The organism is uncultured Nisaea sp. (genome assembly GCF_963974195.1).
Lineage (GTDB): Bacteria > Pseudomonadota > Alphaproteobacteria > Thalassobaculales > Thalassobaculaceae > Nisaea.
In genome coordinates this window covers 1-18,394 of the sequence record NZ_CAXBDC010000040.1, presented here as the reverse complement: position 1 = coordinate 18,394, position 18,394 = coordinate 1, and the positions used below count along the sequence as shown (strand labels likewise).

The window sequence follows — 18,394 nt, the reverse complement described above, 5'->3', positions numbered from 1 at the left end:
TGATTGAGGTCAATTGTGGCGGAACGTAAGGCGATCCCACCGGAGTTGCGTCAGGCAATTTGGGAAGGCAATGAGAAGAAATGTGTCTACACGTCAGAGGTTGTCACGCTGGATGAGCTGCAGATTGATCATTTAATTCCAGTAGATGAAGGCGAGAATTTAATTTCAGAGCTTAGAAGATTGAATATTATTGATGGTGAATTTGATTTAAACGGTCCGGAAAACCTAATTCCGACAAAATCAACAACAAATAGGCAAAAATCAAATAAGAAATTTGATTTGAGTGCGGTAATTTATTTTCTTCAGATAGCCAAAAGTAATAAAAATAAAGTAAATTCAATATATGAAAGTTTGGTGAATGGAACTGTAAAGATTAATGGTTATTTAAACATAAAAAATCAAGCAAGGAAAAATGATATTTCTACAGAGGAAATGTTTTCTTATTTTTTGCATCAGTACGAAGGAAAAGTGCCTCTGCGTTCTGGTTTAGGGATGTCTGGGAGAGATATTCAGGCAGCCAATAGTGTTATTGCGGATAGTTTAATGGATTATCCTTTTGCGTTAGGGGGAGGGGCTATAAAGAATGTTCGAATGATTTCAGACGATGGTGATGAAGTTGTTTGCGAAAATGCACGCGAATTCATCAGTGCAAAGGAAGAGAAAAAATTTTATCCGGTTACTCAATTTGACATGAATTGTTATGGTTTGGCTGATAATGCATCTGAGCCTTTAAATCAGATAAAAAAATCAAGGTGGGCTAAAAAATCTTTCATTAGAGATCCTCTAATAAGATTGGTTCATTTGGATAAGCTTCATGCTTCTTGGTCTGAAGGGATATTTTTTCAGAGAAGAGAGCTGTTGAATTATGAAGAAATGCCAACGATTCAAGATATGGTAGATAATGGAATATGCGATGTGGAGATTCATGATAATTGGAGCGTAACAATATTTGATATTGATCACGGGATGGGTGTAGGTATTCATGAGTTTTTTAGAGCAGATTTAGATGAAGATGATTATGAGGAAATACTTTTATTCTATAGTGTATTTGCGACAGGTGGAACATATCGATTCGGTAGGGTTGTCATGGGAAAGCCTAACGAAAATGGAATAATATACGAAATGGAATTTTCTTAGGAATTAAAGGGGGAATTAAAGGGACATTCAACTGAACTCGACCGCAATTTCTCAATGCTTTCGTGTGCCGGTCCACCCCTAAATCAGCTCCCGCTCCCGATCATCCGTCTCCCCAAACCGCTGCAATGACGGCTTCTTCAGCCCCTCATAGAGTTTGTCGATCCCGGCATTGATCTCGCGGTTGTTCCGTTCGAACAGCGAGTTCCCCGCATGGTCGCTTTCCACCAGCAGCGGGCCGAATTTTTCGACTTCCAGCACCCACATGGCCTGGGCGATGCCGAGCTCGTCGAGCCAGTGCGCCGCCTTCACCTGTCTGATGCCGCGCCCCAAGAGCGCGCCGGTGCCGTAGCCGACTGTGGTCAGGTAGACGGCGCCCGCGGGGACGAAGAGGGTCTTGTAATCCTCTTCCGACATGCCGCCCTTTCCGATCACCATCTTGGCGCCGGACGCCTTGAACCAGTCCTTCATCCATTTCGAGAAGCGGAAGCTGGCGGTGGCGGTGACGGCGCTGACCTTCAGGCTGCCGTCTTCCTGCTTTGCTGCGGCGGGGGAGCAGTGGAAATTGACGTTGGTGAGGCTGGCGAAATCGACCGGCGGGGCGGCGCCTTCTTCCAGGATCTTCTTATAGATACCCTCGCGGGCGGTGTAGATCAGCCCGTCGAGATAGACCACGTCGCCGAGTTCCAGTGTGGCCAGCGCCGCGTCGGTGACGGGGGTCTTCAGGCGGACTGTTTTGCGCTCTCGGGCATTTCCCATGAGACTGTCTCCCGTCGCATATAGGGGGTGAACCAGGTCGGATCGGTGCGGAATTCGGCCCGTCCGTCGGCGTGCAGGCGCACGGTGGCGCGGCGCGAGGAGAGGCAGAAGGCGTGCAGGCTCATCGGCATGCCGCCGGTGTGGGTGAAGCCGGCCTCGATATGGCAATCGACCACCATGCTCTTGCCGACGAACCCCATGGCGCCCATGCCGATGGAATTGCCGAGCTCCATCAGCTCCAGCTCCAGCTCGGCGATTTCCGGGTCCGGGTTGCGGTCGCCGACAATACGCAGGCAGGCGGCCTGCTTGCCGAGCACCATGCAGGTGTCCTTCGAGCCGCCGAGCCCGATGCCGACAATCGCCGGCTGGCAGGCGAGGCCCCGTTTGCCGAAGGCGATCATGCCGTCGAGAAAGAAGCGCTTGATGCCGTCGATGCCGTCGCCCGGAAACAGCATGCGGTAATCGGTGCCGAACAGCCCGCCCTTGTGCACGGTGGTGATGTCGACCCAGTCCGCGTCCGGCTCGAAGCTGTATTCGATCTCCGGCGCGTTGAGGCCGACATTGTTGTTGTGATCCGTGCGCCAGAGCGGATGCACCCGGTTCGGGCGGAGCGGAATGTCGTGGGTGGCGCGGGCGGTGGCGGAGCGCAGCGCCTGCTCAAGCGCGATGAAGCCGCCCTCGATCCTGGCCTCGTTCCCGGCCTTCACGTAATAGCGCGGCACGCCGGTATCGGCGCACATCGGCCGCCGGTCTTCCGTCGCGGCCTCGTAATTTTCCAGCATGGCCTCCAGCACGAAGGAGGACAGATCGCCGTCCTCGGCCGCCGCCATCTTTTTGATGCCCGCGAGATAATCGTCCGGGATATCGATCCCGGCCTTGAACATGATCTCGTAGGCAGCCTGTTCGGCTGCTTCTTTACTGATCACCAGCGTTTCTCCCTTTGTCAGGCGGCCCCTTGAAGCGGAGGCAGGGGCAGCCTGTCGGGAGAAAGCCTAGCCCCTTTGCCCGCGATTGGGGAAGGGGGAGGCCGGAACGGGTGCCGTTCCGGTATCAGTGGCCCGTCTCAGCGCCCAGTTACCGTCAGCGGACAGTGACGATTTCTCAGACGTCGCCGGGACGCAGGCAGGCGGTGCCGACCTGTTGCTCTTCGCTGCTGCCGACCGCGACACTGCGCCGGAACTCCCGGCAATGATCACCCGACGCAGGCACCGGCCCGGAGCGGACCTGCCAGGAGCCGTCCGCCTGCAGGCAGGCATTGCCATAGGCCGGAACGGCCGTGCCGCCGACGCTGATCGTGTCCTGATATTCGCGGCAATAAGCTGGCGTTACGGCTGGTGCCGGAGCGGGAACGGGCACGGGCATATAAGTCGGCATCCAGACCGCTTTCGGAGGCTGCGCCGGATAAACGGGCACGACCTTGTAGAGAGTGCGCTGCTGCTTCCGGGGCGTGACCCAGTGGCACTTGCCGCGCACGATCTCGTAATGCCCCGGTCCGCGCTGCCGGCCGCGATGGCGTTCGTTATCGTGCTTGTAAGTGGTCCGGCAATAGCTGTCGGGATAATTGCCGCGATCATGCCTGTCCGGGTTCTTCCAGGAGGCGGAGAAGGCCTCTCCGGCGGAAAAGGCGAGCAGCATGCCGATCAGACCAGCGGCGATGCGGAGCAGCAGAAGGCGGAAAGGCAAGATGGCGTGCGTGGGCATGGGAAATTCCGATCCCGGAAACGGTGTCTCGGAACAAGAACGGCCCGCGACAGGAAATCCGTCGGGGATGCAGTGTAAAATGCGTCAGGTGGCTGCTTCCCGTCCGGCTTCTTCAGCGCCCGCCGTCCGAAACCTTGAGAAGCTGGTCTGCGGTGTCAAACCCGGAGTGAACGCTCCAGGTGCTGGCGGCCGAATAGGCCGTCAGGCCCGGCCGGGTGGAGAGCGGTCGTTCGGATTTCTCGATTACTTATTCGGAAGTGGACCGTAAAATGGGGTGGAGCGCGGCGATCCGTGTTGATCTCTCGCCACCCGCGCAGAGTTAAGAAGTGAGTTTGGGGTGACGCTTCAATGGAGTGTTTTAGGATAGATGAGAGCGGATATACAGGCTTCGACCTTTTGAACGCCGACCAACGTTTTCAGGGTGCGGCAGCAATCGCAATTAGTGACGAGGACGCCGCCAACCTCATTAGAGAGTATTTCCCAAAGCTGCAGGCGCCGGAACTGAAATACCGTGCGCTGTCACGGCGTTCCGCCAATCACCCCCGTCTGCTCTCCCTGTTGCGTGATCTTCTCACTCACCACAAATGCGTCACCTATATCTGCGACAAGCGCTATCTGCTGATGTTGATGTTCTTGGATCATGCGGTCGAGCCATTTTATTACGAGCGCGGCATGGACTTCTACGAGGGTGGGCAGAACTACGCTATGGCGTCATTTCTGTTTGTCACAGGTCCAACCATGCTCGGCCAGCCGGCCTTCGATAGACTGTTACAGTCCTTCCAACAGGCGGTTAGGGAGAAGACACCCGGATCTTTGAGCGCACTTATATCGGCGACGCGAGCGACGAAGTGGGAAACATTTCCGGAGGCGCTCGGGCCGTTAGCCCAGTTCGAGGCACCTGAATGCCTGTCTGAAATAGCAAACCCTGGCGTGAACACTGACGCGGCCCCGGTGGTATTGCAGTCCCTGGTTAGCCGGATGGAGGTGATGGCCAATGGCCCGTATAGGGTCGAGCACGATCAATCTAAGAACCTGCTTGCCTATCACGATCTGCTGCAGCGTTTCATCGATCATGATCAGGAGATCGAGTTTCGACAAACCGAGATCACTAGCATCAAATTCCCGCTCAAGTTGGCCGAGGTCACACAAGTCGACTCGAAGGCAAGTTCAGCTGTGCAACTGGCCGACGTTATGATTGGAGCGGCTATTGAGGCCGTAAACAGGCGGGCAGGTCTGCGGTCTGGCGGTCTGGATCCTGACGCGGTGTCGTCGCTCTATACTGACAATCAATTCATCCATCTAACCCCGTCATTTGACCTCGAAGAGCAAAAGCGATTCCGACAAGGAACACAGGCTGGTGAACTAATCGACTATTTTGCAGAGAACTTCTATACGCCTCGTAGCACCTGAACGTGACCACTTGTCCATTTTTGGCCTAATTCGGGCGACAACCGCATTTTGCGGTAACATCTGCTCCTGTTGGCTTCCTACCGAATAAGTCATCAGGCTCTGTAGGCTGGAAGGCGGTCTTTCGCGGCGACGTGCGCTAAAGTCGGCTATAGCGGACAAAGTGAGCGCTCGCTTCTCAGATCTGAACGTCCGCTTTGGGGGGGCTCGAAAATCTGGACATGTGCTCTATTTCAGTTGTTCGGCTAGAGCTTCAAGACTTCTGTCTTTTTTCCATCGACGGTTACCCTGTGCAGGACGCCGTCAGCCTCGATTTCAAAAATGTGACAAACATATCCGAGATTGAGCGTCGGAACATTCTCTTGAATGCTGTCACTTCGAGGGATGTCGCCAATGCTTTCACCGTCACCAATGTGTCCTGCACGATAGCTCAAGAGCCGAACCGTTTTGGGTAAACCGCCCATTTCTTCGCAGACAGCTTCGACGGCAATCGCAGCTGCGCCGTTTCGCGCAAGTATAACTTGCCTTCCAAAAAATGACCGTACTTTGCTGCCGATCTCTGACCAAGCCGCAAGGTTCTCATTTATAGGTTTGCCCAGAAAAAAAGTGCCCAAGAGCACAGTCCAGAGTGGAACCGGCGTCGTTGCGAAGATCGTCAAGAACGCGGGTATGTCAGCACCAGGACCAATGTTCGCTTCCACGAATTCACAGTCAAATTCGCACTCAAGCCCCCGTCTAAACCGTTCACTGTCTTCTTCCCACGTTTCCTCATCACCGCCATAGGTTTCATCTACGATCAGGATGAAAATCTGAGATTTTTGTTCTTCGGGCTGCGGCATCGATTTCCTCACAATGGCTGGTCATCCAACAAGCCTATCGATTGGCCTACGTGAGTCTAGCTGGAGAAACGAACCTTCTTCTGCTCCCGGATCCATCGCACATGTTCTCGCCAGTCGAGAAATCAGGTGATCGCTGCTTTTGCCACTTCCTGCTCCATAAATTCTGACGCCATCAAATAGAGAAACTGTGTTGGCTGGTTGGAGAAGAATTCAAAAACGAATGGCCCGATAGGGCTTTTCAATATTTGCTCGAACTGCTCCGGTTTATAGCGTGTAATTGAACCAAAGTAGAAAGTTGCCAAATATATGGTCAGGAGTTGACTTAGCAGCGTCTGCGCAGGGCTGGGTATGTAGATGTAGTATTTACGGTATGGCGGGTAGGCCGTGACGCTCCGCCAAAGTTGCGACCGCGCATCATTGCTAATCTGCGACAAGACCTGCGATGGGCGGTGGCCGTAGCGAGTAGTTGCAATCGTCTCGGCTTCAATGATGCGTCTGCCATCAATGATCGTTGAACAATTTACGTTCCGCCACGCGCCCGCGGCACCGAGGTTTTTCGAAAGGTCATTGAGGCGATATCCGAGGCGGGTGAAGTCGTCGGCATAGGCCCGAACCCGAAGCCACGCTTCTTGCGCGGTCGCGTCTTGCATGTACTCAATGCGATCCAAGCTTATGAACCTCTCCTTGATAGTTTCAGCCTGACAGAAAATGCGATGTCCGATCAGAACCTGGCCGAGGAAGCCTTGTGACCTCATTCGAAAGTGTGTGCTTGGGGCGGCAGGTGTCGGAAGCGCTGCTCCGATAGCGTTCGCAAACATTACGAATGCGCTCACACTGGGATTTTGGAGAATATCGATTGAAACGTGGCCATGTATCGCCCCAGCAGTGACTGGCAACTGTTCCGATAGACCATGACGAACTGTGCTCAATGCCGTTCCGCTGCGCTTGACGATAAGGCATTTCGCAAGGTTCAGGAATGAATAATAAAGCAATAGGGGTTTCGCCGCGCTTACGTCTGAGTTTTGGGCAGCGGTGAAGAAATCGCGACTTTGAACGAGGAAGGCGAGCGCTTGCCGCTTTGCGTTTGCATCACTCAGTTTTTCGAGATTATTTTGGATAATATTCCAAGGCTCAGTCGCAAAGAGGATTGAGTGAACGCCTTCGCGCTTCGCGCCCTGATATGTCGGGAAGAACGAAAATGTTGCTGGCCTTCCTCGAATGTGAACTACTTCGCCTTCTCGAGCATCGAACCATTTCATCTACGCCTCCCGAACCTAGCTATTCGACAACTAAAGCCTGAAAAGCACGGGCGTTAAAGGGAGATTTCTATGCGCACTCGACCTCGCGCAGTCGATCGGTCACGTCGATGACGCCGGGGGCATCCCATATCGCATCGCGCAGCAGGAACTTGTGACTATTTGTGTGCTCGATGTAAGTCGAATGCTCGCGGACGACGGCAGCCGAGATCAATGCGGCCCGCATGATGCAGTAATCGTCATCGAACAGGACGGCGGCGAGGATGTCGAACCCGTCGAGATCACGGATTGCGGATAGCTGCCGCGACCTGTTCCGGCGATGGATGCGCCTCCCCTTGATCTGATAGCGCGTCCCGTCGTCGCCCGTCGCATCGAAGGCCTTGGCCGAGTTGTTTTCTTGCGCCCAACCGAAGGCCACGCAGAACACATACTCGGCAAGGTCACCGGTGGGGTTATTCGCTGATCGCAGCACGTCGCGCGCCCGCAACTCCTCCATGATGGCAGCATGCAGGGCGAGCAGATCGGCAATCGACTTGGTGCTAAGGCTGTCCATGCCCCTGTTATGCTTCGGCATCAGGACGATGGCAATGATCGCGCGCACTGGGCAAACATGGGTGAGAACGGCTCGCCTTACTGTGAATGCCAATAAAGCTGTACCTGCAAATGCCCGCTGTTTACCCAATTCGGCAGTTGGAAAAAAAATAGGAGACCGGTCGTTTTGCCCGCTTCGTAGCCGTTCGCATCGCTCAGCGCCAACGACCGCTATGGCTCGGTTCCCGCCATTCCCAGCGGGCACCAAGCGTCAGATTTTTACCACCAGGCGCGCCTCCTCTATTGCGCGAACAGCGTATCGCTGACCGCAGACGGAGCTCATGCATGAACTGCGCGGCATAGCACCTCTCCCGACGCTGCTCATACAGTCTTCACATGGTGCTCATCAGTCGGCTTGAAAAAATACAAACAACTAAAACATGCGTTGAGCGGCGGCTATTTCCCGTCCGGCTTTTTCAGCGCCCGCCGGGTCAGCCGGTGCAGGCTGAACCAGAGCGCGATGACGAGCACCGGCAGGAATGCGGCTGAGACGATGGTCGGATCGACGCTGATCAGGTGCGCCTTCACCATGCCTTCCAGCAGATATTTCAGCAGGTTGACCGCGTAATAGCTGATCGCCACCACGGACAGGCCCTCGACCGTGCGCTGGATGGCGAGGGACTGGGCGGCGCGGCGGTTCATGCTGTCGAGCAGGTCCCGGTTCTGCCGCTCCACCTTCACCTCGATGCCGGTGCGCAGCAGGCTGGACAGGCGCGAGGCCCGTTTCGAGATGCCCTCCTGCCGGCTCTGCACCGACCAGCAGGTGCGCAGGGCCGGGTCGATCCGGCGCATCAGATAGTCGAACAGATGGATATAGCCGTTCAGGCTGACCGCGCCGAGCTGGCGCAAGCGGCCCTCGACGATCTCGAAATAGGCGGTGCTGGCGCGGTAGCGGTAGCTCGAGCTGGCGATGATGGTTTCCAGCTCGGCCGAGAGCTGGGCCAGCGGGTCGAGCAGGCTTTCGTCGGTGCGGTCCTGATTGCCGTCGGCCAGCTCCGCCGCGATCCGGGCGAGGCCGCGCTCGATCCGTTCCAGCTTCGGGCTGCTCTCGCGGGCGATCGGCAGGGAAAGCAGGGCGAGGCGCCAGTAGGTGTTGAGCTCGAGCACCCGCTGCACGGTCTGGCCAAGCAGTTCGGGGCCGAGATCGCCGGTGCGCAGATACATCCGGTCGAAGCCGTCATCGTGGGTGCGGAGATCGCCGTAGATCTCGACCTGTTCCTTCTCCACGCGATTGGCTTTCTCCATGCGATTGGCGAAGACCTCGTTGCCGTCGAACCAGCGGGACAGCTTGTTGATGTCGAGCGGCGTCTCCATGCCGTCGGCGACCGCGAGATGCACGGCGACCATGACCTCGCCGAACTTCGCCTCTTTCCAGTCCGCCGGAAGCAGTCCGAAAACGGTCTCCTCGAACGGCGCGTCGAAATTTTCCTCGCGCAGGAAGGTGTAGGTCGAGAACTCGGTATGCCGCTCCCATTTCACCGTGAAGGGGCCGAGATCGGCGGTGAAATGCTTCATGTCGGCGGAGGGCTCGGCGGTGCCGAACTTGCGGCAGAGCGCGACCAGATCCTCGAAATCCCGGTCGCCGCCATGCTCGCCGGTGCCGAAACCGATATGGCTGATGCGGAGCGGCGCCCGCACCGGCCGGATCGGCCTTGCGTGCAGCTCCAGGGTCAGCGAGTCCCGTTCGGGATGAAATTTCACTCTTCAGCACCCTTCACATGAAGTGCCGGTCCATCTGTAAAGTAACCCGGTGAGGCACTTTCGCCTATGGGGCGAGACGCCGCGTCTGTTTCCCCGTATTTATTCCGCTGCAGTCGGGGGCGCACCGGCCTCATCCTCGATCAGCGACTGGCCCGGCGCGACGATGGAGAAATCCACCGGCACCATGTCCAGCGCCAGCCCGGCGTCCGACTGAGTGATGCGGGTGAAACAGGTCTCTTCCAGCGCGCCGGTCTCCGGGAAATCCTCGCGGAAATGGGCGCCGCGGCTGTCCTCCCGGCCGAGCGCGGCGGTGGCGATGACGGCGCTGGTATCGATCTGGCTCTCCAGGTTCATCCAGTCATGCCAGGTCAGGTTGAAGGCCCGGTCGCCGTCGGCCAGGCCGGTCTCGTGCAGCTCCGCCCGGAAGTCGCCGAGCGCGGTCAGGGCCGCGCGCAGCCCGTCGCGGGTGCGCAGGATGCCGACATCGTCCCACATGCAGTGGCTGAGCCGTTCGCGCAGGTCGGAAAGGTCGCCGCCGCGCGCTTTGAAGGGCCGTTCTGCACGGGAAATGCCGGCTTCGAGCACAGTTTTGTCGGCTTCGCGCCAGGCGGCGCTTGCGGTTTGCACATACGCCGCCATGCTCTCCCCGGCGATGCCGCCGAAGACGGTGGAGTTGGCAACGCCGTTGCCGCCGAGCCGGTTCGCGCCGTGCACCCCGCCGCAATCCTCGCCTGCGGCGAACAGGCCGGGCAGGCCGGTGCCGCAATCCAGCTCGAACTCGACGCCGCCCATCATGTAATGGGCGGTCGGCACAACTTCCACACGTCCGCCGGCCAGATCGAAGCCGCAATCGGCGCAGCGTTCGACCATCCCCTTGAATTTATTAGCAACATTCTCCGGACCGAGATGTGCCATCTCAATAAAAATACCCCCGTTTGGTGTGGTATTTCCGGCCCGCATTTCCGAATAGATAGACCGGCTGACAATGTCCCGCGTCGCCCTCTCTCCGTGGCTATGATAGCGGCTCATGAAGCGCTCGCCCGCGCCGTTCAAAAGATACCCGCCGGCGCCCCGCAACCCTTCTTCCAGCACGGTCCCGGTCATCCGCGTATCCGTCCCCGCCAGCAATCCGGTCGGGTGGAACTGCACCATCTCCATGTCCCGCAACGGCAGGTTTCGCCGGAGCGCCATGGCCATGCCGTCGCACGCCTTGTCGCCCGACGGCGTGTGATAAAGATACATGGTCGGCCCGCCACCACTCGCCAGCAGCACCGCCTTGGCCTCGACATAGCGATACTGGCCGGTCCGCATATCCACCAGCAGAACCCCGGCGATGCCGCTGCCGTCCCGGGCCGGGATCAGCTCGATGGCGCGATGTTCCTCCAGCTTGTTCACACCGCGCGCCCAGACCTGCTCCATCAGCCGGTTGACGATCTCGATCCCGGTCAGGTCGCCCTTGTGCACGGTCCGGTCGAAACTCTGCCCGGCGAAGGCTTTCTGATGCAGGGAGCCATCCGGGTTGCGGTCGAAGAAGCAGCCGAGCTCGTTTTCCAGCTCGTGAATCCGCTCCACGGCCTTGTCCACCAGCTTCCAGGCGAGATCCTGGCGCGGCAGCCATTTGCCGCCGACGATGGTGTCCATGAAGTGCCGCTCGACAGAATCGCCCGGCGCCAGCGCCACGTTGTAGCCGCCTTGCACCATCCGGGTGCAGCCGCATTTGCCGATCAGCCCCTTCACCGCGATGGTGACGTCCAGATCCGGGTCCGCCTGCAATGCATGCAGCGCCGCCATCAGCCCGGCCCCGCCGGAGCCGATGATCAGGATGTCGGTTCGGAGTGTCTCAAGAGATTGGCTCATAGCGCGACGATCCAGAACAGTATCCCGGCCAGCACGGACGCGCCGGCGCCGAGGGAAATCAGGGTTTTCAGCGGATCGCGCCAGGGCAGGAATTCCAGTGCCAGCACCCGCAATCCAAAGCCGAGATGCAGGGTCAGCAGCATGACCAAACCCCATTCGGCGACTTTCACCAGCGGCTGATCTGTCCAGGCGATCATGCTGTCGAGCGCCGCGTCACTATCCAGCGCCAGACCGAGCACGAGGAAATGCACCGGCAGGAAGAGCGCAAGCGCGAGGCCGGAAAGCCGGTGGCCGAGTGCCGCCCACCAGCCGGGATGGTTCCGCGAGGCGCGCATCATGCCGTCACCGCCAGCACGGCGCGCAGACCGAGACCAAACAGCAGGGCGCCGAAGCCGAGCGTGGCGAAATCGAGGGAGCGGCCGCGCCAGCCGGTCCATTCCCGCAGGATATTGCGCAACCCGATCGGCGCATGCAGCGCCACCGCCGTCACGAACAGGCCATAGAACGCGGCCCAGAGCAGGTTGCCCCGGGTCCGGCCGAGAATTTCCTCGGCCGAGAGTCCGCCTTCGATGGCATAGAGGATCATCACCAGATGGGCGAGCAGGAGCGGGACCAGTATCATCGCGCTGGCGCGTTGCAGCAGATAAAGGCGGGCTTCCAGCATCAGAGCTCGCCTTTCATCAGGGCGGCGAGCGTCATCCGTTTCAGTCCGGCGATCCCGGCGGTGGGGTTGAGGCCGACCGGGCAATGCTCGACGCAGCTTCCATGGCTGTGGCAGGAGTGGCAGCCGCCACTCTCGGAGACCGCCCGGAGCAGGCCCGCCTTGTCCGCGTCCCGTTCATCGTTGGCGAGGGTCCAGGCCCGGTTCAGAGCAGCGGGTCCGAGATAGTTTTCGTCCCAGCCGACCACATCGCAGGCGGCATAGCAGACTGCGCAATTGATGCATTCGATCCCGGCATTCGCCGCTTTCCGGGCCGGGCTTTCGGACGAGACCGGGGCCATCGGCTCGTGCCGGGTCCGGGTTGGCTCATGCCTCCCGCGGGCGTCCTGCCATTTCTCGAAGAACGGCGCCATGTCGGTGGCGAGATCCTTGATCCGCGGCAGGTTGGCCAGCGGCTCGATCCTGAGATGACCGTCCTCGGCAACGCGGGAGACGTGGGTCCGGCAGGTCCAGCGTGGCTTGCCATTCACCTGCATGGCGCAGGAGCCGCACATGCCGACCCGGCAGGCGAAGCGGTAGGCCAGCGCGGGTTCTTCGTTCCGCTGCACCCAGGTCACTACGTCCAGCACGGTCTGGCTTTCCCGGCGCGGCACATGATAGGTCCGGAGCGCGCCATCATCACGGCCGCGCCAGATCTCCACCTTCAGCATTTCTTCCCTATCGGCGGTGTCTTGCATTCCACCACTCCATTTTTATCAGGGGAGTGTGGCGCCGAAATCGGATGGCGGATAGAGCCGCTCGTGGAAAAAGTCCGGTTCAGTCCCGGCAGCTAGTCCCGGTGGTTAGTCCCAGAGGGGCTAGTCGTAGCGGCTTTGGCCCCAGAAGCCGGAGCGGGTCTCCAGCAGCGAGGTGAGGCCTGTCCGTTCCAGCGCCTTGGCAATCGCAGCGTCCGCTGCGTCCAGCACGCTGCCTTCGTCAAGGCTGGTGACGGCCCGGCCGCGCATCAGGACCTTGCCATTGACGATGGTCGTGTCGATATCGGCGCCGTTGGCAAAATAGATCGCCCGGTGCAGCGGCATGTTGGCGGGCACCAGATGCGGCTTGCGGAGGTCGAGCAGCACGATGTCGGCTTTCTTGCCAGCCTCGAGCGAGCCGATCTCGTTCTCCATGCCGATGGCCTTCGCGGCATCGATGGTCACCATCTCCAGAGCCTTCCCGGGCGGCAGGATCTGATCGTCACGGAAATGGCGGCGGTGATAATGCATGGCCTGCTGCATGTGTCGGATCATGTCTCCGGACCGATCCGGCGCGGGCGCGTCCGAGCCGATAGCGACGGTCACGCCCTGATCGATCAGCTCCGGCACCGGGCAGCGGCCCTTGATCGAAGCGACGGCGGACGGGTTGTGCACGACGCTGGCACCAGTTTCGCGCAGCGCAGCGATATCCGCCTCGGTCAGATTGGTGCAGTGAGACAGGAAGGCATCCTCGCCGAGCAGATCCTGCGCGTTATGAGCATAGGCGATACTGCCTTCGCGATGACCGTCCTGGGTGAAGCGGAGGCCCAACTCGCGCGAAAGGGCGCGGACCTGCCGCGCATGCTCGGTCACCAGATCGGCCGTAACGCCCTCCGGCAGGGGCTCGTCCAGGCGAGATACGGGATAGGTGATCGCGACCGAAAGCCGTTTGCTCTCCGCTCCGTGCCATTTCTCCGCAATCTTCCGGCTGACGTCGAGTTGCCGCTCGAAGCTGATATCCCGTTCGTTCTCGCCGTGATCCCAGTCCCTGAAACGCCACGGAAAGGGCGGCCGGTTGGCCCCGACGGCGAGCATGGCGCGGGTGCCTGCCTGCTTGATGGCGGTGAAATGCGCGTCCGCGAAACTTAGATGATCGGTTCTGCTGATACTGTCGCCGCCGCCCAGCATCGATACGCCGGTGGTGACGCCCGCCTTGATTCGCTCAAGAGCGAAAAGAGCTGCATCCGCGCGCCAGAATTCCTCGTCCGAGCCGAGCGTATAGATCTGCCGGCAGGCATCGAACCAGGCCTGGCCATCGTCACTGCCGAGGGTTTTCACCAGCGCGTGCCCGGCATGGGCATGGGCGTCGATCAGGCCCGGCAGCACCAGCATACCGGCGGCATTGATGATCTCCGCGCTGTCCGTTGTGCTGATGGCTTCGTTCGGCCCGGCGATGGTGGCAATCCGTCCGTCCCGGACATGCACCGTGCCGCCCTCGACAACCCGTCGTCCGGAATCCATCGTCACGACGATACCGCCGCTTATCACAAGATTGCGCATCGTCTCTCCACGGCAAACAACTTGGAGTTAAAGAATATTCATATGGCCGGAGAACGGCCCGGTCAGGGACGATACGCGTTTCTGAGGACGTAAAAAAGATCGTTGCCGAGAGGATGTTCCGGGCAAGGGCCTTTGCCGCCGGTTTCGGGTGATCGGGTTCCTTCCGCTGCCGGGTCGGCAGGAAGGCCGGGGCTTTCAAGTTCCGTCATTCCGAGGCGCTTGAAAATATCCTGACGATTTCGGTTCTCGAAATCAGATTTGTCAGACACCGTTTTCCTCCATGAGAGCGGCGCGAGCCTGTCGGCGGGCGATCGATTCGTCACGATTAAGCCGGATGAGTCAAGGCGCGGAGAGGTTTTCGTGAACCGCCCCGTGCGACACCGCAGGTTGCATTACGTTGCGGGGAGCATTGCAGGGGGTGTTGCGGGTGGGCGCAGGGCCTGCTTACTCTCGGCCATCCGAAGAGGAGGGACGGGACCGTGACGAAGACAATCGCCGATTTGATGGAAGACCGCTTTGGCCTGCCGGTGGAGGCGGGCCGGGACATGCCGGCCGAGGGGGATCTTGCCCATATCCTCGGGCACCGCTCCCATCGCCGCTACAAACCGGACCCGGTGGCGGAGGATCTTCTGGAAGTGCTGCTGGCGGCGGCTTTCTCGGCCCCGGCCAAATCGGACCTGCAGCAGTCCGGTGTGCTGATCGTGCGGGACGCGGAGAAGCGCCGGAAGATCGAGGCGCTGATGCCGGAGATGCCGTGGATCGCGGACGCGCCCGTCTTCATGGTTTTCCTGGCCGATAACAGGCGTATCCGCAAGGTCTCGGAGATGCGCGGCAAGAGCTTTGCCAACGACCATCTTGATTCCGTGCTGAACGCGGCGGTCGATGCCGGGCTGGTGCTGATGAATTTCATCCGGGCGGCGGAATCCGTCGGGCTTGGCGGGTGTCCGATCAGTGTGGTCCGGAACCATATCGAAGTAGTTTCCGAGCTGCTGGAATTGCCGGATCACGTCTTCCCGATCTGCGGCTTCTGTCTCGGCTGGCCGGCCGGCGCGGGGCATATCAGCCTGCGGCTGCCGCCTTCGGTATTCGTTCATACGGATCGTTATGACGACAGCGCCCTTGAACAGGAAATTTCCGGGTATGACGCCCGCCGCAGCGCGCGGTTTCAAATTCCGGATGAAAAACAAAGATTGGTTGGCGAATACGGGCTGGCGCAAGATTACGGATGGTCGGAAGACAAGGCGCGTCAAGTTTCAAAACCGGAGCGCAAGCAATTAGCCAAATATTTAAAGGGTAAAGGTTTCAATCTTGAGTGATGCATGACTTGCACTTCGCGCATTGCGGAAAAAAGGCTGGCGTTGCGAGGGGGGATTACCTAACGTTTCACCCAATAGGGAGTTCGCGCCGCCAGAAAAACAAAAAATGCGGTTAGGGCATGTGCCTGCGGCCTTCCTAGGACAAGGGAGGAACTTGAAATGCGTTTCCAGAAAATGGATTTGCGTGCCGCTACGATTGCGGCCGCGTTGACGGCATCACTCGGTCTCGCTGCGGCACCCGCCGACGCGAAGGTCGAAGGGGATACCATTACGCTCGGTGCGGCGATGTCACTGACCGGCAAATACTCCACCAACGGCATCGATACGCAGAACGGGTACCAGCTCGCACTCGACATGATCAACAATGCTGGCGGCGTGACGGTCGGCGGCAAGAGCTACAAGATGAAGATCGCGTATTATGACGACGAGTCGACTCCGGCTCGCGGTGCGCAGCTTGCCGAGCGCCTGATCAATCAGGACGGCGTCAAATTTATGCTTGGCCCGTACAGTTCCGGCCTGACCAAGGCGATCGCGCCGGTTACCGAGAAATACAAGATCCCGATGATCGAGGCTGAAGGCGCCTCACGGTCGCTCTTCACCCAGGGCTACCGCTACATGTTCGCGGTGCTCTCGACCTCCGAGCTGTATCTCGCCAGTGCCGTCGCCCTGGCGGCTGAACTTGCGGAGAAGGCGGGTAAGAAACCGTCCGACGTCAAGGTCGCGCTGGCCTTCGAGAACGATCCGTTCTCGCTGGATGTCCGGGCCGGTGTGGTCGAGGACGCAGCGAAGTTCGACATGAAGATCGTCATCGACGACAAGCTGCCGCGTGACCTGGCCGACATGACCTCGACCCTGACAAAGGTGCGGGCGCTGAAACCGGATCTTCTGGTGATTTCCGGTCATGCCAAAGGTGCCGTGACAGCTGGTCGGCAGATCAGCGAGTTGAAGCTCGACGTACCGATGATCGCCATGACTCACTGTGAGTCGGCGAAGATCACCGAGAATTTCGGCGCCGGCCCTATGGAGGGTATCCTTTGCCCGACACAGTGGTCTGAAACGTTGAGCTACAAGGATGATCTGTTCGGCACAGCCGCCGAATATGACGCGCTCTTCAAGAAAACCTACCCGAGCTACAAGACCGTTCCGTATCAGGCCGCGCAGGCCTCTGCGGCGGTGCAGGTCTGGAAGGATGCTTTCGAGCGGGCCAACAGCTTCGATACCGAAGCTCTGCGTGATGCCATTGCCGACACCGATCTGGCGACTTTCTACGGGCAGATCAAGTTCTCGCCGGCAGGCAACAACATCGCGAAACCGATGGTGCTGCGGCAGATCCAGGACGGCGAATACAACGTGGTCGCGCCGACGAAATGGGCCTCGTCCAAGGTCCGGCATCCGCGTCAGCCTAAATACTGAGCCTTTGACATGTTGGGCGCGGCGGGGGCTTTCCCTCCGCCGCGCCTCCTTCTCATGGCGGGCCGTCTTTCGGCTGCCACCAGGATGAAAGGCTGAGCGCTCCATGCTCGACAATATTTCAATCCTCTTCCAGGCGCCGATATTCGCCGTGGACCTGCTGGTCCAGGGACTGCTGATCGGCGGCATCTTCGTGCTTGCCGCCTACGGTCTGGCGCTTGTCTGGGGAGTTATGAACGTCAAGAACCTCGCCCAGGGCGAGCTTGTGATTCTCGGGGGCTATCTGGCCTATCAGGCGACGTTATGGGGAATTCACCCGATCGTTGCCTTGCCGGTGGCCTTTGTCCTGATGTTCGCCCTCGGCTGGGTGATCTACATCACGATCATCAAGCGGGTCGTGGATCGGGACATGTTCACCTCGCTGCTTGCCACTTTCGGGCTCAGCCTGCTGATCCAGCAGTCCCTGAACCTGGTGTTCGGCCCCGAAGTACGGATCGCCGAAGCGGGCTTCGGCACATTGAGTATGGGGGATCTCAGCATTCCGGTGATCCGTTTTGTCAGTCTCGGACTGGCGGCGGTCCTCGCAATCGGACTGATCCTGTTCATGCGCAATTCGCGCATGGGGCAGGCGATCCGGGCGACGGCGCAGGATCCCCGCGCGGCCAGGGTGCTCGGCATCAATACGGACCGGGTCTATGCCTTTACCTTTGCCCTGAACGCCGCGATCTGCGGCGCCGCCGGGGTGCTGGTGGCGATGATCTGGAACATCCAGCCGTTCTACGGGCTGGTTCATTCGATCCGGTCCTTCATCATCGTAACGGCTGCGGGCCTCGGTAATCTGCCGGGTGTCATCATTGCCGGCTTCGGTCTCGGAATCTGGGAGAATTATGCCGGTTTCGTGTTCGGTGCGGAATTCGCCATCGCCGCCGTCGTCGGATTGCTGGTCGTGGTTCTGATGATCCGGTTGGTTCAGCTTTACAGACTTCGGCAGGTGGTTCGATGAAGGCGCGCAATCTCGACATGAGTGTCTATGCCGGTCTGATCGCAGCCGGCATCTTCGTGCCGCTGCTGTTCCCGGCCTTTACCAGCCAGATGGCGGTGATGTGGCTGATGGTTCTGATGGCCGTCACCTGGGACATGACTGGTGGCCAGATGGGCTACAACTCGCTTGGCAATATCGCCTTCTTCGGTATCGGCATGTATGCCTCGGCCGTGGTGCAGATCGGTCTCGTCTATGACGTGATGGAATACACGGCGGCCTTCGGTGCCATCAAGGTGGACTTCACCGTCTCGCAATACTGGACGGGCCTGTTGCTCGGTATCGGTTTCGGCGGGGTCGCCGCGACGGTGTTCGCGCTGATTGTCGGGCCGTTCATGCTCGGGCTGCGCGGACCCTATTTCGCCATCGGCACTCTCGGCCTTGCCGTGGCCGTGGCGGAACTGGTCAGCGGCTGGCGCTATGTCGGCG

Annotated in this window: 17 protein-coding genes and 1 pseudogene; 6 read left to right on the top strand and 12 right to left on the bottom strand. The window is 59.2% G+C overall.

The window, feature by feature from the left end; genetic code table 11:
* Positions 1 to 15: 15 nt before the first annotated feature.
* Complete coding sequence (locus AAC126_RS10665) at positions 16 to 1,137, top strand: hypothetical protein (RefSeq protein ID WP_339853135.1); 1,122 nt, start codon at positions 16 to 18, stop codon at positions 1,135 to 1,137.
* A gap of 78 nt (positions 1,138 to 1,215) precedes the next feature.
* On the opposite strand, the gene AAC126_RS10660 is transcribed toward AAC126_RS10665, so the two are convergent.
* The 3 genes from AAC126_RS10660 to AAC126_RS10650 all read right to left on the bottom strand — a co-directional run bounded on the left by AAC126_RS10660 (position 1,216) and on the right by AAC126_RS10650 (position 3,594).
* Positions 1,216 to 1,893, bottom strand: a complete 678-nt coding sequence (locus AAC126_RS10660) for a fumarate hydratase C-terminal domain-containing protein (protein WP_339853133.1) — start codon at positions 1,891 to 1,893, stop codon at positions 1,216 to 1,218.
* On the bottom strand, positions 1,857 to 2,819 hold the full coding sequence (locus AAC126_RS10655) for a fumarate hydratase (protein WP_339853131.1): 963 nt from the start codon (positions 2,817 to 2,819) through the stop codon (positions 1,857 to 1,859). Before AAC126_RS10655 ends, AAC126_RS10660 begins: the two co-directional genes overlap by 37 nt.
* Positions 2,820 to 2,994: 175 nt before the next feature.
* Positions 2,995 to 3,594 carry a hypothetical protein gene (locus AAC126_RS10650; RefSeq protein ID WP_339853129.1) on the bottom strand — a complete coding sequence of 200 codons (600 nt, stop codon included), beginning with the start codon at positions 3,592 to 3,594 and terminating at the stop codon, positions 2,995 to 2,997.
* Between the two features lie 348 nt (positions 3,595 to 3,942).
* Here AAC126_RS10650 and AAC126_RS10645 point away from each other — a divergent pair, with 348 nt between their 5' ends.
* Positions 3,943 to 5,004, top strand: coding sequence for a DUF3800 domain-containing protein (locus AAC126_RS10645; RefSeq protein ID WP_339853128.1), 1,062 nt, complete (start codon positions 3,943 to 3,945; stop codon positions 5,002 to 5,004).
* A 242-nt stretch (positions 5,005 to 5,246) separates the two neighbouring features.
* Here AAC126_RS10645 and AAC126_RS10640 read toward each other — a convergent pair whose 3' ends face one another.
* The 9 genes from AAC126_RS10640 to AAC126_RS10600 all read right to left on the bottom strand — a co-directional run bounded on the left by AAC126_RS10640 (position 5,247) and on the right by AAC126_RS10600 (position 14,200).
* Positions 5,247 to 5,840 (bottom strand): hypothetical protein, encoded by a 594-nt coding sequence (locus tag AAC126_RS10640; protein WP_339853126.1) that lies wholly within the window; start codon positions 5,838 to 5,840, stop codon positions 5,247 to 5,249.
* Between the two features lie 122 nt (positions 5,841 to 5,962).
* Positions 5,963 to 7,099, bottom strand: coding sequence for a YaaC family protein (locus tag AAC126_RS10635; protein ID WP_339853125.1), 1,137 nt, complete (start codon positions 7,097 to 7,099; stop codon positions 5,963 to 5,965).
* A gap of 67 nt (positions 7,100 to 7,166) precedes the next feature.
* Positions 7,167 to 7,649: a hypothetical protein gene (locus tag AAC126_RS10630; RefSeq protein WP_339853124.1), complete on the bottom strand. Its 483-nt coding sequence runs from the start codon at positions 7,647 to 7,649 to the stop codon at positions 7,167 to 7,169.
* Between the two features lie 434 nt (positions 7,650 to 8,083).
* Positions 8,084 to 9,388, bottom strand: a complete 1,305-nt coding sequence (locus AAC126_RS10625) for a DUF3422 domain-containing protein (RefSeq protein WP_339853123.1) — start codon at positions 9,386 to 9,388, stop codon at positions 8,084 to 8,086.
* Positions 9,389 to 9,487: 99 nt separating this feature from the next.
* On the bottom strand, positions 9,488 to 11,245 hold the full coding sequence (locus AAC126_RS10620) for an FAD-binding protein (protein WP_339853121.1): 1,758 nt from the start codon (positions 11,243 to 11,245) through the stop codon (positions 9,488 to 9,490).
* Positions 11,242 to 11,583: a succinate dehydrogenase gene (locus AAC126_RS10615; RefSeq protein WP_339853120.1), complete on the bottom strand. Its 342-nt coding sequence runs from the start codon at positions 11,581 to 11,583 to the stop codon at positions 11,242 to 11,244. Before AAC126_RS10615 ends, AAC126_RS10620 begins: the two co-directional genes overlap by 4 nt.
* Positions 11,580 to 11,909, bottom strand: a complete 330-nt coding sequence (locus AAC126_RS10610) for a succinate dehydrogenase (RefSeq protein ID WP_339853117.1) — start codon at positions 11,907 to 11,909, stop codon at positions 11,580 to 11,582. The genes AAC126_RS10615 and AAC126_RS10610 overlap by 4 nt, the downstream gene beginning before the upstream one ends.
* Positions 11,909 to 12,643: a 2Fe-2S iron-sulfur cluster-binding protein gene (locus tag AAC126_RS10605; protein ID WP_339853115.1), complete on the bottom strand. Its 735-nt coding sequence runs from the start codon at positions 12,641 to 12,643 to the stop codon at positions 11,909 to 11,911. The genes AAC126_RS10610 and AAC126_RS10605 overlap by 1 nt, the downstream gene beginning before the upstream one ends.
* A gap of 120 nt (positions 12,644 to 12,763) precedes the next feature.
* The gene (locus tag AAC126_RS10600) at positions 12,764 to 14,200 is read right to left on the bottom strand and encodes an amidohydrolase family protein (RefSeq protein ID WP_339853113.1); all 1,437 of its coding nucleotides are present in this window, start codon (positions 14,198 to 14,200) and stop codon (positions 12,764 to 12,766) included.
* Positions 14,201 to 14,679: 479 nt separating this feature from the next.
* Here AAC126_RS10600 and AAC126_RS10595 point away from each other — a divergent pair, with 479 nt between their 5' ends.
* From AAC126_RS10595 to AAC126_RS10580, 4 genes and pseudogenes are all read left to right on the top strand, one after another.
* Entirely contained in the window at positions 14,680 to 15,516 is an 837-nt protein-coding gene (locus AAC126_RS10595) for a nitroreductase family protein (protein WP_339853111.1), read from the top strand.
* Positions 15,517 to 15,675: 159 nt separating this feature from the next.
* Positions 15,676 to 16,929 carry an amino acid ABC transporter substrate-binding protein gene (locus AAC126_RS10590; protein WP_339853108.1) on the top strand — a complete coding sequence of 418 codons (1,254 nt, stop codon included), beginning with the start codon at positions 15,676 to 15,678 and terminating at the stop codon, positions 16,927 to 16,929.
* Between the two features lie 103 nt (positions 16,930 to 17,032).
* Positions 17,033 to 17,929, top strand: coding sequence for a branched-chain amino acid ABC transporter permease (locus AAC126_RS10585; RefSeq protein WP_339853106.1), 897 nt, complete (start codon positions 17,033 to 17,035; stop codon positions 17,927 to 17,929).
* Positions 17,926 to 18,394: pseudogene (locus AAC126_RS10580) on the top strand (hypothetical protein); the annotation flags it as partial. The gene AAC126_RS10585 and the pseudogene AAC126_RS10580, both read left to right, overlap by 4 nt.

Bases quoted from the DNA above. Each gene is read 5' to 3' on its own strand.
- AAC126_RS10660 (WP_339853133.1), bottom strand. From the start codon at position 1,893: ATGGGAAATGCCCGAGAGCGCAAAACAGTCCGCCTGAAGACCCCCGTC.
- AAC126_RS10650 (WP_339853129.1), bottom strand. From the start codon at position 3,594: ATGCCCACGCACGCCATCTTGCCTTTCCGCCTTCTGCTGCTCCGCATC.
- AAC126_RS10645 (WP_339853128.1), top strand. From the start codon at position 3,943: ATGGAGTGTTTTAGGATAGATGAGAGCGGATATACAGGCTTCGACCTT.
- AAC126_RS10640 (WP_339853126.1), bottom strand. From the start codon at position 5,840: ATGCCGCAGCCCGAAGAACAAAAATCTCAGATTTTCATCCTGATCGTA.
- AAC126_RS10635 (WP_339853125.1), bottom strand. From the start codon at position 7,099: ATGAAATGGTTCGATGCTCGAGAAGGCGAAGTAGTTCACATTCGAGGA.
- AAC126_RS10630 (WP_339853124.1), bottom strand. From the start codon at position 7,649: ATGGACAGCCTTAGCACCAAGTCGATTGCCGATCTGCTCGCCCTGCAT.
- AAC126_RS10620 (WP_339853121.1), bottom strand. From the start codon at position 11,245: ATGAGCCAATCTCTTGAGACACTCCGAACCGACATCCTGATCATCGGC.
- AAC126_RS10615 (WP_339853120.1), bottom strand. From the start codon at position 11,583: ATGATGCGCGCCTCGCGGAACCATCCCGGCTGGTGGGCGGCACTCGGC.
- AAC126_RS10610 (WP_339853117.1), bottom strand. From the start codon at position 11,909: ATGCTGGAAGCCCGCCTTTATCTGCTGCAACGCGCCAGCGCGATGATA.
- AAC126_RS10605 (WP_339853115.1), bottom strand. From the start codon at position 12,643: ATGCAAGACACCGCCGATAGGGAAGAAATGCTGAAGGTGGAGATCTGG.
- AAC126_RS10600 (WP_339853113.1), bottom strand. From the start codon at position 14,200: ATGCGCAATCTTGTGATAAGCGGCGGTATCGTCGTGACGATGGATTCC.
- AAC126_RS10590 (WP_339853108.1), top strand. From the start codon at position 15,676: ATGCGTTTCCAGAAAATGGATTTGCGTGCCGCTACGATTGCGGCCGCG.
- AAC126_RS10585 (WP_339853106.1), top strand. From the start codon at position 17,033: ATGCTCGACAATATTTCAATCCTCTTCCAGGCGCCGATATTCGCCGTG.